Raw genomic sequence first — 17,792 nt, 5'->3', positions numbered from 1 at the left:
GAGATGCAGGCTCAGTCGCTCGTCGGGAGTGCGCGGTCGCTAAACCGTCAAACCGAGGCCATCCTCGATGAGCGACGACTCAGCCCGGGTACAGTACGTCAGACGGGGTTAGCCCAGTTATCAACTCTCGGGACGCTCGAAGCGCTCATTGCGGCCGGGACGCCGCTACCGGTGACGCACGCCGGCACCGACCGTAGCGACGAGGTTGTGCCGACGTTGCTTAACCGGCTGTACGAAATGGGGTCGCTGGACAGAGCCGCACTCGACAGTTCACTCCGCGAACAGGCCGTTCGAACCGACCGGGTCAGCGCCGTTGGACCGGTGTTTTTGATCCCGCTAGGGACCGATGACGCGACTGGACAGAACTGGCGTCCTGTATTCCGACTGCTCCTGAACCGACTCGACGAGACGGCGGCAGACTGTGAGCGCGTAGTTGCCCGAACTGAGAGGCTATCGTCGACTCCGGTCGCCCAGCGAATCTGGCAGAGTATCGTTGCAACGCTTGAAGAGACCCAGACACTGCTGAAGACGCACCTCGCCAGACAGGAGCGACTCAACCGGCTATACACACGGCCGTCAGACAAATCCGCCAAGTTCGCTACGTGGACGATAGAGCAACTCTCCGACACAAGAACTGAACTATGAGCACGCTGAATCTCAACCCGATAACCAAGTCGGACCGACCGACGTCCCACATCACCATCCAGAAGCGGAAGGTCGGGTCGTCGAACATCATCGCGGTCGAACACCAGAACACGAAGGGGTACTTCTACGTCGACCCCGAGCAGGAGGTCATGAGCACCGACCTCCAGAACACGGTGTATCTCCACGACAACGCCGCGGAGCTGTTCGGTGGCATCAACCATGGCGTCCCGTTCCGGATCCACACAGATGTCGGGCTCAGCGAGGTGGCAAACTGTGAAAAAGCCACGCTGCACCTCGAAAACGGTAATGAAGACCGGCTTCGATCAGCCCTGCAGAGTGACCGCTTCCTCCTCCACCGCGGTATCGAGGAGGTCGCAGACGTGGGCGGGTCGCTCGTGCCTTTTGACGTGGTCGAGCTTGAGCCGTACAATTACACAACCCTGGTTGTCACAGACGGCACCGAAATCGAGTTCGTCGACGCGAGCGAGGCCCAGCAACGCGGACAACGGGCTGGCAGGGGTGACGGCCGTCCCACGCCGGGTGGTCCCCCCGGATCGGGCGGTGGACAGTCGGGCGACGAGGGTGAGATGGCTGTCGACATCGACGTCACACCCGAAAAACCGACCGTGAGCTTCGAGGAGGACGTGGCTGGCCTCGACGAAGTCAAGGAGACGGCCCGGATGCTGCTGGCGCTGTTCGATCCTGAGACAAAGCAGGCGGTGAGCGACCGTTACGGCGAGAGTTTCGCGTCACGCGGCGGTAGTATGCTCCTGTATGGTCCGCCGGGCTGTGGGAAGACGCTCGTCTCGGAGGCTATCGCATACGAAGCGGCCAACAACACGAACATTGAGGATGAGTACGGCGACGTGAAGTTCCTCCCGGTGAAAGGCGGCGACATTCTCTCACGGTATCCAGGTGAAGCTGAGCGCCGCGTCGAAGCCGTCTTCGAGGAGGCCCACCGGGCCGCACAGGATGGGTTCGCAGTGCTCTTTTTCGACGAGATAGAGACGCTTATTCCGGACCGAAGCGACGACAACCTCCAGCGCCACGAGCGCTCCCTGACAAACGCGTTCCTGCAGGAGATGGACACCGACAAGATGGAAGACAATCTGCTGGTCATCGGTGCGACGAACATGCCGTTTACCATTGACCCGGCAGCGAGCCGCCGGTTCCCGCTTCAGCAGTTCATCCCTCAGCCGGGCCAGGCCGTGATGAGCCAGGTCTGGGAGAAGGAGCTCGCTAGTCTCGAAGCGGCAAACGGCGACGCGAACATCGATTATGACCAGCTTGGTGACGCCTCTATCGGCTATACGCCAGCCGAGATTGCCGACCGTGTTCTGGGTACCGACCTGCAACGCGACCTCATCAGAAGCGTGATAGACGACTCCAGAGAGCCAGTCACACCGGACACAGCGTACCTGCTTGGCCGTCTGGAGGACCACCAGCCGAAGACGGTACGACAGTTCGTCACCAGCGTCAGGGACGAAGCAGACGCTCTGGAAGGATATCCGGCGATGCGCGATTACGTCAGTGAGCAGGCCGAGCGGCTAGACCTCTCGATTGGCAGTGGGTCACTAGCCGACCAACTGGCCGCCGTCGCGGAGAACGACGACAGTTCGGGGGCGTAATCAATGTCATGGGGGGACCGAACATACACGACGGTCACGGAGTTCTCGCTCGGGAGCGACACCATGTTTGCCGCCGATACGTCGGCGGTGATACTGGCGACACCCGCAGGCCGCATCAACGTTGTCGGTGAAGACGGGACGCGGACGCTCTCTGTCGGCGGGCCAGTCGAATCTGTGGCGGCTGACGGCTATGTGTTCACGCTCGCCGACGGAACAGTGACTGCACAGACGACAAGCGGTATCGAACTGTGGACGACGACCGTCGAGACGGCGACGGCGATTGCGGTCGTTGGAACCGGTGGCCTGCTGGCCTGTGTCACCGATGACGGTCGTGTTGTCGGACTGGACACCGAAACCGGAACCGAACTATACGACAGCGAGCGGCCCCACGCTGACGTCTCGGATATCGCGGCAGTGACCGGTGGACACGGGCGCGTGGCTGTCGCTGCCTGGTCGTTTCTAACGGCGCTCGATGACGCCGGCGACGTGCTGTTCGACCGGAACCTCGATGGAGCTATCGCTCAGGTAGCTGTCCTCAGCGACGCTGTCGTGGTGAAACTGAAAGACGGCCGGCTGACCCGACTGACGCTCCCTGAGGCTTCCCAGACGTGGACACAGTCGACGGACGCCCATGACCTGTCACCGCTTGACGACGGCGTTCTGACGGTCGACGACGAGGGCCTCAACTACGTCGATAGTCATGGTACCGTCGAACCCCTTTCGCTGCCGGGCGGTGACAGAGTCGTCACAGCGACTGACGGCTCGTTCGTCGTCACTGCCGGGGGTGGCACCCAGACGGTGTTTCGCCGCGGAAGACCGCCAGCCGCCAGTCTCGAAGCCACACTGCTGACCGAGACAGTCAGTGCAGGGGAGCCAGTCCGGTACCGGGTCACCAACGCGGGGACCGACCACGTCGACGTTCCAGTAGCTGTGTCGACGCCGGCTGACAGCTCGATTCAGGTGGGCGGGCAAGAAACAACTGTTTCGCTTGCTCCCGATGAGACCACGGAGGTTGGTGTTCGTGTCCGAGATATAACTGAGGAGATACCAGCGACTGTGACGCTCACTGCCGACGGAATAACAGTCACGACGGATACGGTGAAAGCTGACCGGGACGTTGACCCGACAGCCGCCATAGAAGCTGTCCCGACTGACCAGCGTGTCACGCCGGACGGCATCGAGACAACTATCTCAGTGACAAACGACGATACATCGCCGGTTGAGATAGCCTCGGAGGACGAGACAATTACCGTCCCCGCCGGTGACAGTAGGTCCGTGACATCGCTGCTGTCAACCGACGCCAAGCCGACCTGCTCGCTGTCCGTGATTGTCGGTGACCGGACCGAGACGATGCCGGTACCTATCGACCACCCCACCGGTTCACCGACACTTGAGATCTCCGCTGGAGGCGACCACTCGAGCCCGTTCCTGGACGTGACTGTCGCCACACCGTTCGAGGCGACGCTCGTCGGGAGCCTGACTGTGGAAGCCGGGGACCGGCTATCGCTCACTCGGCCGGTCGAACTCTCCGGCGATACAGAACTCCGCCTTGCCGTCCCACTGACCGAGTCGTTCATCGCGGGCGGTCTCGACGTTACCGCGTCGCTCAAGGGCCATGGCGTGTCCGAGCAGGAGACACTGCCCAGGGACACGTGGGAGTACCCTGACAGACCCGGGGACGATTTGGACACCCGCTCTGACCACGCATCACCGGCTACCGTCCAGTTCGCTCAGGAGGCGTCGGCCCCAGTCACTGACCGGTCGACAACATCACAGCCAGGGGCGGAGTCCGCCGACACGAGAGGCGAGCGTTCCAGCGACCAGACGACCCGTCCCGAGCTCCAGACTAACAGAGCCGTGCCAGAGTCGGTCCCGAAGGGCCATAAATTCACGGAGACGGTTGCAGTGACGAACACTGGGACGCGGCCGGCAACGGACATCACGCTTGAACTGGCCGGCCAGCAGTTCCACGCCGACCGCCTCGAACCCGACCAACGCCTCGAAGTCGAGCGTGACCACGCCGTATTCGAGACCGGACCGTTCGACATCAAGGGCGGCACAGTCGCCCACAGCGGAGAATCGCTCCGCTTCACAACCCGGACAGTGAGCGTGGATCAGTCACGGTTTCTGCTCCGTGTAACTGCCAGCGGCGGCCCCTCCGAGACAAAACTGGCGTTCAGGTGCACGAACACTAGCGACACCCCCCGTCGGGTCAACGCACTCGGCATCGATCCGGAGACAGGACCCGACCGAGTATGGCGACTCTCCGACAGCCCGGATCTCGCGCCCGGCGAAACCGTCTCTTTCGAACGCACTGCCGACTTGGATGTGCCGGAGACCCCGTTTTCGGCTGGCGTCCAGTACCAGAGACCGGACGAAGAGACGGTGGGGGTTTGGACCCTCACGGCGGTCGGACCGGACACAGAGCAGGACAGCTTGTTCAGTCTCTCTGCCGTGCCACAGTCTTACCCGGTCGTCGGCCGCAACACGACTATCGAGTGTACACTGACAGCTGGGACCACAGTGTCAGACCTGACGGTCGAGGCTGACGGCGAGATAGTCACACCACTTGCGACCGGCGAGCGCGACATCGGTCACGTAGAGGCCGGGAATGCGCAGCGGCACGTCGTCGACATCGAGCCAGCCACACAGGGTGAAGCGACGTTTACGGTGACGGTGACGGGCGTCGTCGCTGACGAGGATATCGAGCGGACGTTCACTGTTACCGGGCCCATCGCTGCTGCCGACGCTGAACTGGCTGACACTGACATCGTGGACGAGTGGACCGTGACCGAGAACGGTGAGACGGAGTCCGGAGAGAGTGTTTCTCACCTGGTTACGCCGTGTCGTTCGCCAACAGGAAATCGCCTCTGACTGCTTCCGTCGAGTCCTGCACGTACCGGTAGATCGCTCGGGCTTCAAGACCGAGTCCAGTTATGAACGCGACCACAACGAACCCGGCCAGTCCGAACGACAGCAGTCGGCCCTGCTCCATCCGCTGAGAGAAGGCCATCCGCTCGGACTGAGCCGTCTGTGCGCGGCTGGACGCTCCAGCGGACTCGAACTGTTGTTCAGCCTGCGTGTACGACTCGACGACAGCCGACTGTTGTTGCTCGACACCATCCAGATTCCCTATCCAGTACACCGGCCGACCGCCGACAGTCAGTAGCGTCCCGGCGGTGAGATTCGCCCGGTCCTGGCGGGCTGACTGCAGGTTCGCGTTCCCGTCACTGACGAGCGTAGAGTAGTTACTGAACGCCGATTGAGACTCCGATTCCAGCCGTTCTGCCTCTGAATCGTCGCCAGCGAGGGCTGCAAGCTGTGCGAGTTGGCGAGTGGTCTGCGCCCGCTCAAGCATCGTCGTGTCGTTCGACGCCAGTTGCTGCTCGTAGTGGCCACGTTGCTCATCAAGGAGTTCTGTGAGAATCTCTTCGGCGGCACCGGCAGCGCGGTCCAGTCGCGTGCGTGCGGCCGGTGTCTGCACGCGGCCGGACGCAGACGCAAGCGTGTTGTACGTCGCTGCCGCTCGCGTCAGCGACCGCTGTGCCGCAGTGTGGTTTCCGGAATCCATCTGTTGCCGAGCGTCGATCGTGTACCGGAGGAACAATGCGGTGCTTCGACCGGCCGCGCTGACGGTCGTAACGTCGTTCCTGGCCTGTTGGGAGCTGTCCTCTCGTATTTCTGTCGTCAGTTCCTCCATCGCGCTTGCCGTCTCACTGGCGACAGTCCGATGACGGTTATCGCCGTTACTTTCGGCCGCCCGCAAGTCATCGACCGTCGCCGTGAAATCGACAGGTCGCGGCGTAGCCGTGACGGTGATTGTTTGTGTTTCGATATTATCGCCAGTAATGCGGTACTCCCACGTGTACTGGGTGAAAAACTGCGCACGCGTGTCGAAGGTGAGTGAGGTAACCAGTGGCGAAGTCTCACCGGCGGCCAGTGAGTCGGGCCGTTCCGCAAGCGTGAGCCAACCTTCCTCGGGCCCAGACACCAGGCGTATGTCGAAGTTCTCGATGTCGTTGTACCCCAATCGTTCGCTGATAGCGATGTTCCGGGTAGCGGTTCGGGTCGCGACGACGCGCCCGTAGGCCATGTCCGTCGTCTCCACGTCGATTTCTGTCTCGTGTTCGACAGAGATTGTTGCGGACGTGCGCTCCTGTCCGGCCTCTTGAGCGTCGACAGCCACGTTCATCTGCCGGTCGCCCGGATCCGAATCGGCGTCAGCGGTCACCCGCACCTCGACGGTTCTGGAACTCTGTCCAGGGATGGTGTCGGGCGCATCGACGACTGTCGCCGTCATTTCGCTCCCTGTAATTGTCGGGGTCACTGACGAGATATCCATCGGCCGGTCGCCACCGTTCTCTATTGTAACCGGTACCGTGTTCGAGAATTCGCTCTGCTGGGCGCGTGGCTCGTCGAACGCGATGGTGCGGTCCGGCGCGGAGACCGACTCGTAGTAGGGGGGATAGATGACGCGAGCAGTGAACATGATGGTGGTGCCGGTCCCATCCGGATCGTCGGGCCGGAGTGTCGCGTCCCAAGAGAGATCCGTGTGTTGCTGTGCGCTCGATTCTGGTGATATCGTCACCGTCCCCACCCGGTCGCCGTTGGCCTCGATGAAGCCATCGACGCCCGATAGCGTTATTTCCCCATCGGGATGCTGGTTGTCGAAGACGACCTGTACACCGTTAACATCCTCGTACCCACCGCTTTCCTCCAGAATGAAATCGCCCGAGACAGACTCACCGATGAGAACGTCTCCAAGATCGATGTCCCTATCATCTGCGGTCAGTACGGGCGCTTTGATGACATCGATGGTAACGGTGAACGATTCGGTGTTGCCCAAGGAATCCTCAACAGTCACAGTAAACGAATGTGACCCCTCTGAAAGGGATTCCTCGGCCGACACGTCGACTTCAACGGTTTCAGTGTCACCGGCACCGATTTCCGATGGCGTCGACACATCGGCGTCCATCCCTGATGGGACACCGCTTGTCGACGCCGAGACCCCGGTCATGACACCGTCGCCTATGTTATCCACATCGACATCAATAGTCGTCGACGCGGTGCTGTCTGTCGTGAACGACAGCTCGTCGTCCTGTGAACCGACCGAACCGAACTGTGGCTCCAGCACTTCGACATCCACTGACAGTGTTTCCGAGTAGCTCCCGCTGGGGCCGCTCACCGACGAGAACAGGTCGTAGGTACCCTCTCTAGCTCCGTCCTGAGCGGTCACCTCGTACTCGACGGTGTAACTCTGACCGGCTTCGACTGTGAACGACTCGCTGCTCTGGAGCGTGAAGGTCACATCCCCAGCGCTTTGACTATCGCTGGTCGGGCTGACAGTAGCAGTCCCGTTCCCCTGGGCTGTGAAAGAGTAACTGAGCGTCGTCGTATCGCTGTCACCGCTCTCTGCAGCTTCCAGTTCGAGCGTGCCCGTGTTGGAGGCTGCCGCCAGACCGACACTAGTGACGAGACACAGCACTACGAACGCAACCGTCGCTACGCGGGCCGAGTTATCCACGGATCATCGCCCCCACGAGCACGGAGTCACCGTGTGCTGCGGCCTCTAAGTCCCGCTGCCAGACAGTCAGCCGCCAAGCGATAAGCGAACACACGAGTCCCAGAATCGTAGTGTAGCCGACGATGAGAGCGGCACTCGCGAGCGCCAGTGTGGTCTGGACGCTCCCGATACTCGACTGGACCGTTGTCAGCGCGCTGGCTCGCGACGAAAGCCCGTGTTTCTCCGCCAGAGAGACGGCAGTTTCCGCTCTGGTTGCCGCCGACTGCGCTTCCCGATACTTGGGGAACACGCTGAAGCCGTACGTTGTCAGCGCACCCGTGACGCTGTCACAATCGGTACAGCCATCGACGAACGCCGATGCGCTCGCTGCTGAGGTGTTCATTTCAGAGATATCTGCCTGATAGGTTTGCTCGGTGCTCTCCACGCGGAGCAGTACCTGTGAGTAGCGGTCGGTCGCTCCCGCTCGCTGGTAGGCTAGTGCGGCCCGGCGCAGCGTCGTGATACGGTCTGGTGTCACCGATTCTGATTCGGCGGCAGACTGGAGTGACCGACCGGTACGGTCGTAGAACCGCTCTAGAGCGACTGCCGAGAGGACAGCGTATTGCTCGCCACCCCCGACGGTCCGTAGCTGACTGCTGACCGCGTTTGTTTCGTTTGCTGCGTCGATTGCGGCTCCGTACTCGCCGGCCTGCTGGTGGCTATAGGCCCTGTCGAAGGTCTGCAGCAGGTCAAGCACGAGTGCCATCCGCTCGGCTTTCGTCTCGGTGAAGTTCCCGATCTGGACCGCAAGGACTGCCTGGGACCGGATGATTTCGAACTCGCTGTAGCTCGTGTACGCGGCCGTCCCGTTCAGGTCTCGGAATGCCGTCAGGTATGCCGACGCAGAGTCCGGCGCTGTTTCGTTGGTCTGTGCGAACGCGGTCGGCTGGTCGGCGGCCACCGGGGTCGACGTGGCCGGGCTCGCACTGGTCGCAGCCGGCACCGTGACCATCCCGAGGACGACAACCAGAATGAAGTAGTAGCTTTTCATTGTTAGTACACCGTCCGTTCCATCCGCCTTCGAAGGTCGTCGTCGTCGAATAGGCCATCAATCGCATCCAGTAGCGCCTCCGCAACCGCGATGAGCGCCGCCGACTGGACCTGTGTCGCACCCGTGTTGTCCCGGACCATCGTCCGGACCGCCTCCCACATCTCTCGTGCCGGGCTTACCTCCGCCATGTCGCTGACCGAGGCCGAGATACGCTCGTCAACTGTCTCAAGCTGGTCCAGAATCTCGCCCCGCTGTTGCCCGATATCCTGCGTCGCCAGCTCCGTCACCCGAGCGACACTCAGTTGGCCCTGCCACGTCGCCGAGACGGACTGAAGATCGGAACACGCCGAGAACAGGTCGACGTTTCGTTTCGAGGTCATCACGTCGCTGATTGTCTCCGCTGCGACCTCGCCGGCGTCGAGTACCGCGTCGACGACCTCGTCTGGAGATACACCCGCGACTAGCAGTGGATAGCCACTGTTCGGAACTTCGGCCGCCGTATCGGCGATGGATTCGATGACGCTGGCGTAGTACGCCGGAATCGCCCCGTCACGGCGGCTCACGGCCCCGATGTCGTCGGCGCGGCTGCGGAGCGACCGGACCTGGTCGGTTGCCGCCGACGTGAGCTGGTAGTCGAATGCGACGGTGATCTTCGTCCGCGCTGTCTCGCCGTCCCGAACGGTCACCGATGCCTGCTCGGCGCTGAACTGGGACGAGTACTCCTCCAGCGACGGCTTGATCGTGTAGCGTCCGACTGGGAGCTCCGACAGCGTAACCGACCCGTCCTTTGTCGTGGCCTTCGTTTCCGAGTCCGCCGTGCGCTGGCTCTCGACGGTCACCGGAATCTCGGGGACGCCTCTCCCATCCAGTGTAACCGTAGCGTGGACGCTGCCGACCAGCGGCCGGAGCTCCAACGTTTTACTGACACCTCTGGCGGTATCGGTCGTCGACCACGATGCTGACTCGTACTGTTCGTGGTCGACCTGCACCTCGAACGCTGACGCCGATACCGGCAGCGTCTCGCCCCACTGACCGCGTTTGTTCGTCTGGCCGGTCCCCTGTCCCCCGTCAACCGAGACAGTCACGTCGGCATCTGGTATCGGTTCGCCAGTGTCCTGATCAAGTACCGTTACCGACGCGGTAGGTCGATCAAATGCGATATCAAGTCTGCCATCGTTGGTCTGGATATGTGTGTTGTCGGAGGCCGACTGGCCGGCGAATTTTGCTTTCGCTTCCCATCGCCCCTCCTCCAGTTCAATGGTTGCGCTTCCGTCACTGATGTCGACAGTACGCGTCTTGGTCCCCATCTGTTCGTTGACCGTGACTGTCATGGGTTCCCGAATCGGCGTCCCCGCTGAATCGTGAACCCGTATCGTCGTCCGGTACGTCGTTGGCGTCGATGCGGAGGCCGTATCAGTTCCATACACCCCAACCCCGAGAACAGCGGCCGTCCCGATGTATCCGTAGCCCAGTCCAGCGCTGACTTCGCGGGCGGAAGGTACCGACTGGGACTCAAGATATGTCAGTGCCAGTACCCCGACGAGACCAACACCAACCACGAGGAAGCTGATGTCGAGCGCGCGCATCATTGACGTGTTGAACACCTGGGTGGTGAGTTTCCATATTCCGAGAATGAGGATAGCAACGACAGCTGTCATTGCGACGAAGACGACGATTCCGGTGGGATCGCCGGCAGGATCCTCAGCGACCCACCAGCCGAACGGAAGCCAGGCGACGACCGCTCCGACCAGTACGCCGAACGTCAGATGATTCAAATCGGTCTTGCGCTGTGAAAGCCCGTAAGCTATACCGAACGCCCCCGTCCCGAGAACACCGGCAAGTAAGAGGCCGAGGTTGTCCTTGAGTACGTTTATTGGGTCCATAGTCGTCTCCTTATCGACACCAGCACCACCGTCATTTTGCTCGCCGCTACTACCGGTTGCAGTTACCGAAACCACGCGATAGTTGTCCTCGGCCTGTCCGACCAGTGCAACGGTGAAGTTGTCGCCGTTCTCACGGACTGACTTCGGGATCTCCAGCGTTGCGGTCCCATCCTCCGTCGACACGACCGACGCGTCGTATCGCTCTACAGGCCCGCTTTCGTTGGTCTGTATCCAGACCGACGAGGGGGCTGTGGGAGCCTCTGGGAGGGTGACGTTCTGCTTGGTTGTGTTCCACTCGACAGTCGCCTGTGCGGATGCGAGTTCTAGAACCGATTCGGGTGACCCACTCTTGTTGTACACCTCACGGTCGCCGTCCTCAATACGGAGATGTAACTTCTCGGCGTACAGCAGTTGCGCGGGTATCGGCAGCGTCCCGCCAGCCCCCATCGGCTCGCCAGCAGTGACCGTTCGGCTGAACGTTCCTCCAGGCACCTCCGTCTTGGCCCACACCTCGTACGTTTCACCGTTGTTGACGAGTGGATGGCTCACAGTAGCCTCGTCTGTCGATGGCATGACGTACGCCGGCGCTGCAGCCTGCGGGTTCACATCGTATGAGACCACTGGGTCAGTGTCCGGAAGGACAACGAACGTGATGTTCTCGTACAGCGAGACGTTGCTCTCGAACCGGTCCATTCGGACGCGGGTTTCGCCATCTTTGTACGTTCCGTCAACGGTTGTGTTTCTGGAATTGTATTTGATTTCGACCGGTACAGCCGTCCCCTCGGGAATCCCGACGACCGACGTTCCGTTGACCGGAAGCGTGATGTTACGGCCGTCCACGCCGCCCTTATCGCTTCTTTCAACGTATCGAAGGTCGACCGTCTTCCCGACGGTGGTCCCGTTGACCGTCACGTTCACCGTCGCTTCCCTGTGGTCTCCGGGTGCGTTCCGGAACTCGGAGAACGGAATCGACGTGGTGTTCGTCGTCTGTTTCGAAAAGTTCAGGTCGTAGCTCGCGACCTGCGTGTCTCCTAGCGAGACATTGGTGGTCTCGATACCGTTCTCGTTAAATCCGCCCGTGGAGACGGTCACCGTCACCGTGTCCCCATCCCGAGTCACCGTGACGTGTTGGTCGGCCGCGGCGCTGCCAGCGACGGCCCCGAGAACAGCTATCGCAACGACGAGCCAGCAGACGACCACGCGCCCAGTTTTCCCTCGGTGTGCCATCGCCATGTGTGTCACCTCCGATTGTCCGAAAGGTACTCATCGAGGTTCTGCTGAATCGTCCGGAACTGCTCGGCGGTGAACTCCGCCGTCGGCGTGTCGATGTCCGTTGCAAGGCCGTGTTCGGTAGCCTCGTCCATGATTCGGTCGAACTTCGGCCGAGACGCATCAAGCAGCGGGTCGATATCGAACCCACCGAACAGCAGCAACACGTCGACACTGTCGCCCTGCCGCGAAGATGGCGTCAGCGTCGGCATCTGGTGGACTACCTCGTCCATGCCGTTGTTGTCGAGCCACTGCTGGAGCGCCATCTCCAGATCCGCTTCAGTGTATTCGCCGGCTTCGATGAGATGTTCCGGGGCCCGAACCACGGCGTACACCACCTTGGACGTGCTCGGGTCCATCGGGACGAACACGTTGTCTGCGGCCTTATCGAACAGTAAATCCAGTTCGAACACCGAGGGCTGATCCATCGCGATGCCGGGCGTGAAGTGGTAGGCATCGAGGCGCGACGGCCAAGTTATGAGGTCTGAAACGTCGACGACGCTGTGTGTCTGGCGGCCGGCCCCAATCATCATATCGACTGCTTCGATGACGTTGCGGTTCACGGATTCATACCGGTCCTCATCAGGGCCGTTGAGGTCCTCATCGTTCGAGACGTGGGTGTTCGAGGCTAGGATAACCATGTCAGCGTTCTGTGTCCCATCGTACCACCGAAGCAGCCGCGAGAGGCCACAGACGGCGTTGAAATGCCGCTGCCCCCCCTCGAAGTCGTACGGCCACGCTGCCAGTGCGACGTGGACGATGTTCTCCATCGCCGAGTTTGGCGGGTCGTCCTTGAGCGACTTGATAATGTACGGCACGGAGCCGTTCCCGGTCCCACCACCGAGAGTCATCATGTAGAGGAACGCGTCGGAGTTACCGATACCGCTTTCCACTATTTGTTCGTTGATACGGTCCTGGTCGATTTCGGCACACTGCTCGCCTCCCGGAAAGTAGTTTCCGACACCGTCGAGCGGGCCGAACTCCAGGGTGTGGTCGGCCCGTATGTCCTGTATGTCGATAGTGTTGCGCTCCAGTCGCTCGATAGTGTTTGCGATATCAGTCCGGTTGGTGTTCATCACCAGCACTCGGTCGTCGATGCCGGGATTTTCGGTGCGACTGAACAGCGTCGAAGCGATACGGCCGCCGCCCTCACCGGATGCGAGAACGGCCCAGCGGGTGTACGTGTCTGATTGCGCCATTGCTATGATTTCGTGAGATGATCGTCGGCAACAGTTGCGTCGTCAAGTTCTGCGGTTGCGATATCAGCCAATGCCGCGTCCGGAACCGGAGCGGAGAGGAACCGCTCCCGAAGTTCGTCGAACGCGATCGACTCGCCGTCCTCAAGGTTGTACGCCACGACGTTCTCGAGTTCGCCGACGAGTGTTTCCGCATCGTAGACGAGAACGGTCCCGTCGTCGAGTTGGGTCGTGCCGTGGTCCGCTCGGTCAGCCCACAGGACCAGCAAACAGGGGATGTAGCTCTCTTCGACACGGTAGGACATCCCGGTGCTGAGATACCCTTCCTCATCGAACCGGTCGTCGAAGGTCTCTTCGAGATCATCCAGATACTGCTTGGACTCCTCCTGCACGCCGTCACAGACGCGGTCCTGAAGTGTCACTTCAGGCAGATCAAGCGAGACTTCGGAGTCAGTGTCGACCTCTGCGGTCGTCTCGGCCGGCCCGAAGTCATCGCCGCTGGGGATGGCTTTTATCGTGTACTCGCCGAAGGGAACGTCGGTGAACGTGGTCGTACCGACGAGCGGCGTCGTCACGGTGTCGGTTGCGGTGTGCCTGTCGCTTTCGAGCGTGATGTTGATATCTCGGTCCGGACCACCGCGCTCGAATTTAGCAGTGACATCGACCGTGTAGGTCTCGGCCTCGCCGTCGATTGAGAGGCTCGGTTCGTCGATATCAAACGAGACCGTCTCGGGGTTTTCCCGGTAGTACAGCCCGAGGAAATGCTCCTCGTGCTGTCTGACCGGGAGATCGTCAGCGCCGACGTAGCCGGTGGCTTGCAACTCCGTGTCGATGACGTCCCGAACGTGGTCGTAGCCGCTCACGACATCGGCTTTCGGTTGCAGGGCGTCCAGCGCCGCAGTGAGTTCGTTGACCGCTTCGACCCAGAGCTCCTCGAAATTCTGGAGATCCGATGTCTCCCGTAGGTCCGTGGTGAACCGCCGGTCGTGGGCGTTCGGAACGGTGTAGTAGCCGTCCGGGATATCAGCCCGGTCGAGTTTCGCGACCACTGCATCGAGGTCGTCGGCCAGTTCTTCGACAATAGCGAGCGCGACATCGCGGGTCGCTTCGCGGTGTTCGGTCAGTGCGGACAGCTCCATCGCGTCGTCGAGATCGGCGACAGCCCGCTGGATGTCACCCACATCCGTGTCCGTGTCGGTAAGGTACTCGTCCGCGTCGCTGGCCTCAATGGTGTCGAGCAGCGAACGGAGGGCCGCTCGGACGGTACTGAACGCGCTTTCGCCCTCTCTGCGGACGATATCACGCGTGTCAAGCAGTGCCGTCACGGCGTCCCCAAACCGGTCTGCCGCTGCCGCGGCCCGGGCCTCTGCCAGCTGTTCCTCGACCGTCTCACGGTCCACGTCATCCGTTGAACCGACGGTATTCTGTATCGTTTCGGCTGCCGAGTCGACCTGTTCTGTAGCAACCTCCCGTGCGTCATCAAGCTGTGCCCCGGCGGCCGTCCAGTCGTCGTCAGGAACGTCTGCTGGCGTCGGGCCTCGCGAAGCCGGCACGAGGTCGTCTATCCGCTCCAGTTCCCTGTTGATGGCCTGAATACGCTGGCGGACGCTCTCTCCGAACGCCTCGTCGAGGTCTCCATCGAGCGCTTCGATGCGAGTCGCAAGTGAGTTGATGTCCTCCAGTGTGTCGACGTCGTCGAGGGTGAACGCGCCATTTTCACGGTCGAAATCGATACCCGCTGTGCCGAGGTCCGCGATGACTGCGCCCAGGCCAAGGCCAAGGCCATCGTCGAACACGTCGGGGTACTCCCGTCGGATCCGCTCGCGCTTTTCCCAGACATCAGTAAAGGATTCGCCGACCTCACGTGCGCGCCGGCGCGTGTACTGCGTCTGATCTGTCCCGGTCGAGGCAATTCGCCGGCGAACCCAAAGGCCACCGACCACGACTAGCATCGGTGCGATAGCGGCGGCGGCGTACACCGCGAGCTGGGATCCGAAGAGGACAAACACACCCGCACTGAGGAGGCCACCGAGTAGTACCAAGCCGAATATCCCAGCCATTGTCTTGCCGGAAGATTTCACAGGAGAGCACCTCCCAGGCCGCTCACGACGAGCAGTGCCACGCCACCGACGAGGAAAGCGAGGCCGATAACCACCGGCACCGTCAACAGCGACCGGTCGAAATCGCTCCCGCTGAAATCACGGAAGTCCTGTGTCTTCTTCCCGAACTGCCTGAGTCTGTACCCCCCGCCGATGGCCCCGATGACGAGGCCGGCCAGTATGCCCGCTGCCATATTGATGAGAATCGTCTGTTGTGCCGCTTGCTGGACGCTTTGCATCGCCTTCCGGTACCGTTCGAGGGCGGCTTCAGTCTGCGTGTCTGTCCGCTGTTGGCTCTCGTGGAGGGTTTCGAGTTCCGTCGCGTGGGCAGCACTCGGGCGCATCTCTGCCCGAAGCTGTGCGTATAGCTGTGCCCGGAGTGTGCGCGCCCGGGCGTCCGCAGTCGACTGCGATGCGTTCATCTCTTCGAGAGTCGTGTTTGCCGACTCCACCTGATCCAGGAACGCGCCCGGTTCACTGGGGTTGAGACGTGCAGCTGTGTCGTTCAGTTCGCTTGCGGCGGCTCTGGAGTCGTTTCTCGCTTCGACGTACTCGGTCTGGGTGGCCTCGTACGTGTCGGCCTCTGTGGAGTGAAACAGCAGCGTCTCGTCCGTCAACTGCGACTCGACTGTCGGTCCCATCTGGAGGGTGACAGTAAGCTCCGCTGACTGGGGCTTCCCCGAGAGGCTCTGCGGGCCTAGTACGACACGTGTCCCCTCAGTCGGGATTGTCGCGCTATATCTCATCCCGTTACGCTGCACGTTATCTAGACCGGCCTGATCGGTAATCCCCCAGACTTCGCTGCCGCCCTGTTCGGGACGGACGGGACTGCCGTCCTCACAGTAGGCGACGGAGACGTTCGTCCCGGGATACAGCGTGACACTGTCAGTGTAGCCCTGACCGGCAACGAACACGACCGGAGCTCCGGAGATCCCATTACACGCCTGTTGTATGTCCGCCGCTCGATCTGCCGCTACCGACCCTGAACACAGCACCGCGGCAAGCACGACCGCAATGATGACCGTTCGCGCTCTCATGATAGCTTGGTGTTCCAGTACGCAAACATCGACACGCTTCCGAGTACGATACCGAGGCCGAGGCCGAGCAGGACGCCGGTTCCGGCGTGTAAAAACGGCTGCTGGCTGAGTTGTACCGTCGTTGCGACGTCCGCAGTCCGTCTCTGTGCCGCAGCGATCTCGCTGGCCGCCTGGCCGGAGCTCGACCCGACGAGCAGGGCCAGGGCCACGAGCGTGCTGCCGCCAAGCCAAGCCCGTTTCATGAGACGACGGCCTCGGATTCCTGTTCGTACTCGGCGGCGAGCGATTCGATTTCGGCGAGTCTGTCAAGGTCTTCCCGGCGATAGGTAAACAGCGTGGTAAACGAGACTAAATTCCGCTTCGTAAGCGTCACGCCCAGATTCACCTCGTCACATCGAGTGGTAAGGAAAGATCGGAGTTTCGAGGTGTCAACCTGATACGCAGTTCCTGCGACATACTTTGATGGCGCTCGCAGCAGCCCAATTGCTTTCCGGGCCTCCTGCGTATCAACGTCTTCGACAGTCTGTTTGAGGTCCGAGAGGTGCGCCAGTGCGGAAGCATCGACAGTTTTCCCGCCGACGAGGGGCAATAGATACCCTGACAGAGACTGTGTCATCTGAACTGAACGTCCCATCGACGCATAGCCTGTCTCGCTCTGTTCACCGCCAAGACCGAACGAAAGGCTCGTGACGATATCCTGAATGTCGATAATCGGCAGGTCGACATCGTACTCGCTACGGTCTATCCGCTCCAGGACGGTCCCGGAGACCAGGTCGACCATCGACGCCGCGACGTACTCGTTCAGGTCCGTGAACTGGCCTTCGGCGGCCTCGTGGTAGGAAAGCCGCTGATTGTCGACGAGGATTATGCCGTCGGCCTCGTCCTCAATACGGTTCAGGCCGTACCGCGCGTTCCAAGCCTGTCGGCTTGGCGAGGCCGTCTCGTCATCGGTTTGACCGACAGGACCCTGCGTATTCGGGAGCACACAGACGGCAATCGTCTTGCAGGCCCCATCTGTGTAGTCGTCGATGGCCTCGATAATGTGGGGTGTAATTCCACAGCCTGTCCCGCCACCGAGGCCGCAGAACACGAACGCAAACGGGATGTTCGCCTCGGCAGTGGTCGTTTCGCCGTCTCCCTCCTCGGTCCGCTCCGACAGCTCGTCCCGGAGCGTACCATCGAGGATATCCCGGTTGTCAGACATCACCTCGTCGGCACGGACAGGGTTGCGGCCGAATCCACCGGTGACCTGCTCCTCGAATCCGTCCGTTGTTCCGGGCACCAATCCAGGCCCCTCGGCAACACCGTACCAGTTGTCGCGGCTGATATTCTGTAATTTTTGTAAGTCCCGTATTGTTGAATTGAACACGAGCGGGGTCGCTATCTGCCCCATGTTTTTGTGGGCGAATATCTCGTCCACAATGGAGCTGCCTGCCTGTCCAGCACCCACAAAAAAGTATGGCATTAGATATGCATTCGAG

The 17,792-nt window shown here is 61.3% G+C and carries 11 protein-coding genes; 3 read left to right on the top strand and 8 right to left on the bottom strand.

Annotation, left to right across the window (positions count from 1 at the left end; all coding sequences use genetic code 11):
• Positions 1–3 precede the first annotated feature (3 nt).
• Genes G9C82_RS11685 through G9C82_RS11675 form a run of 3 tightly spaced genes read left to right on the top strand, consistent with a single transcriptional unit; the run spans position 4 to position 5,147 of the window.
• Entirely contained in the window at positions 4–645 is a 642-nt protein-coding gene (locus tag G9C82_RS11685) for a hypothetical protein (RefSeq protein WP_127014180.1), read from the top strand.
• Positions 642–2,273 carry an ATP-binding protein gene (locus G9C82_RS11680; RefSeq protein ID WP_127014179.1) on the top strand — a complete coding sequence of 544 codons (1,632 nt, stop codon included), beginning with the start codon at positions 642–644 and terminating at the stop codon, positions 2,271–2,273. Before G9C82_RS11685 ends, G9C82_RS11680 begins: the two co-directional genes overlap by 4 nt.
• Positions 2,274–2,276: 3 nt before the next feature.
• Positions 2,277–5,147 (top strand): PQQ-binding-like beta-propeller repeat protein, encoded by a 2,871-nt coding sequence (locus tag G9C82_RS11675; protein WP_127014178.1) that lies wholly within the window; start codon positions 2,277–2,279, stop codon positions 5,145–5,147.
• Here G9C82_RS11675 and G9C82_RS11670 read toward each other — a convergent pair.
• Genes G9C82_RS11670 through G9C82_RS11635 form a run of 8 tightly spaced genes read right to left on the bottom strand, consistent with a single transcriptional unit; the run spans position 5,110 to position 17,731 of the window.
• On the bottom strand, positions 5,110–7,797 hold the full coding sequence (locus tag G9C82_RS11670; protein WP_127014177.1) for a hypothetical protein: 2,688 nt from the start codon (positions 7,795–7,797) through the stop codon (positions 5,110–5,112). The two genes, G9C82_RS11675 and G9C82_RS11670, sit on opposite strands and share 38 nt — an antisense overlap.
• Entirely contained in the window at positions 7,790–8,827 is a 1,038-nt protein-coding gene (locus tag G9C82_RS11665) for a hypothetical protein (protein ID WP_127014176.1), read from the bottom strand. Before G9C82_RS11665 ends, G9C82_RS11670 begins: the two co-directional genes overlap by 8 nt.
• Before the next feature lie 2 nt (positions 8,828–8,829).
• A complete protein-coding gene (locus G9C82_RS11660) occupies positions 8,830–11,937 on the bottom strand; it encodes a hypothetical protein (protein WP_164734762.1) in 3,108 nt (1,035 codons plus the stop codon).
• Positions 11,938–11,948: 11 nt separating this feature from the next.
• The gene (locus G9C82_RS11655; RefSeq protein ID WP_127014174.1) at positions 11,949–13,178 is read right to left on the bottom strand and encodes a hypothetical protein; all 1,230 of its coding nucleotides are present in this window, start codon (positions 13,176–13,178) and stop codon (positions 11,949–11,951) included.
• 2 nt (positions 13,179–13,180) lie between these two features.
• On the bottom strand, positions 13,181–15,256 hold the full coding sequence (locus G9C82_RS11650; protein WP_127014173.1) for a hypothetical protein: 2,076 nt from the start codon (positions 15,254–15,256) through the stop codon (positions 13,181–13,183).
• Complete coding sequence (locus tag G9C82_RS11645) at positions 15,253–16,311, bottom strand: hypothetical protein (RefSeq protein WP_127014172.1); 1,059 nt, start codon at positions 16,309–16,311, stop codon at positions 15,253–15,255. The genes G9C82_RS11650 and G9C82_RS11645 overlap by 4 nt, the downstream gene beginning before the upstream one ends.
• Positions 16,308–16,553: a hypothetical protein gene (locus tag G9C82_RS11640; RefSeq protein ID WP_127014171.1), complete on the bottom strand. Its 246-nt coding sequence runs from the start codon at positions 16,551–16,553 to the stop codon at positions 16,308–16,310. The genes G9C82_RS11645 and G9C82_RS11640 overlap by 4 nt, the downstream gene beginning before the upstream one ends.
• On the bottom strand, positions 16,550–17,731 hold the full coding sequence (locus G9C82_RS11635) for a cell division protein FtsZ (RefSeq protein WP_241244102.1): 1,182 nt from the start codon (positions 17,729–17,731) through the stop codon (positions 16,550–16,552). The genes G9C82_RS11640 and G9C82_RS11635 overlap by 4 nt, the downstream gene beginning before the upstream one ends.
• Positions 17,732–17,792: the final 61 nt, after the last annotated feature.

This window comes from Haloarcula sp. R1-2, from assembly GCF_011627385.1.
GTDB lineage: Archaea > Halobacteriota > Halobacteria > Halobacteriales > Haloarculaceae > Haloarcula > Haloarcula marismortui.
This window is presented reverse-complemented; position numbering and strand designations above follow the sequence as displayed.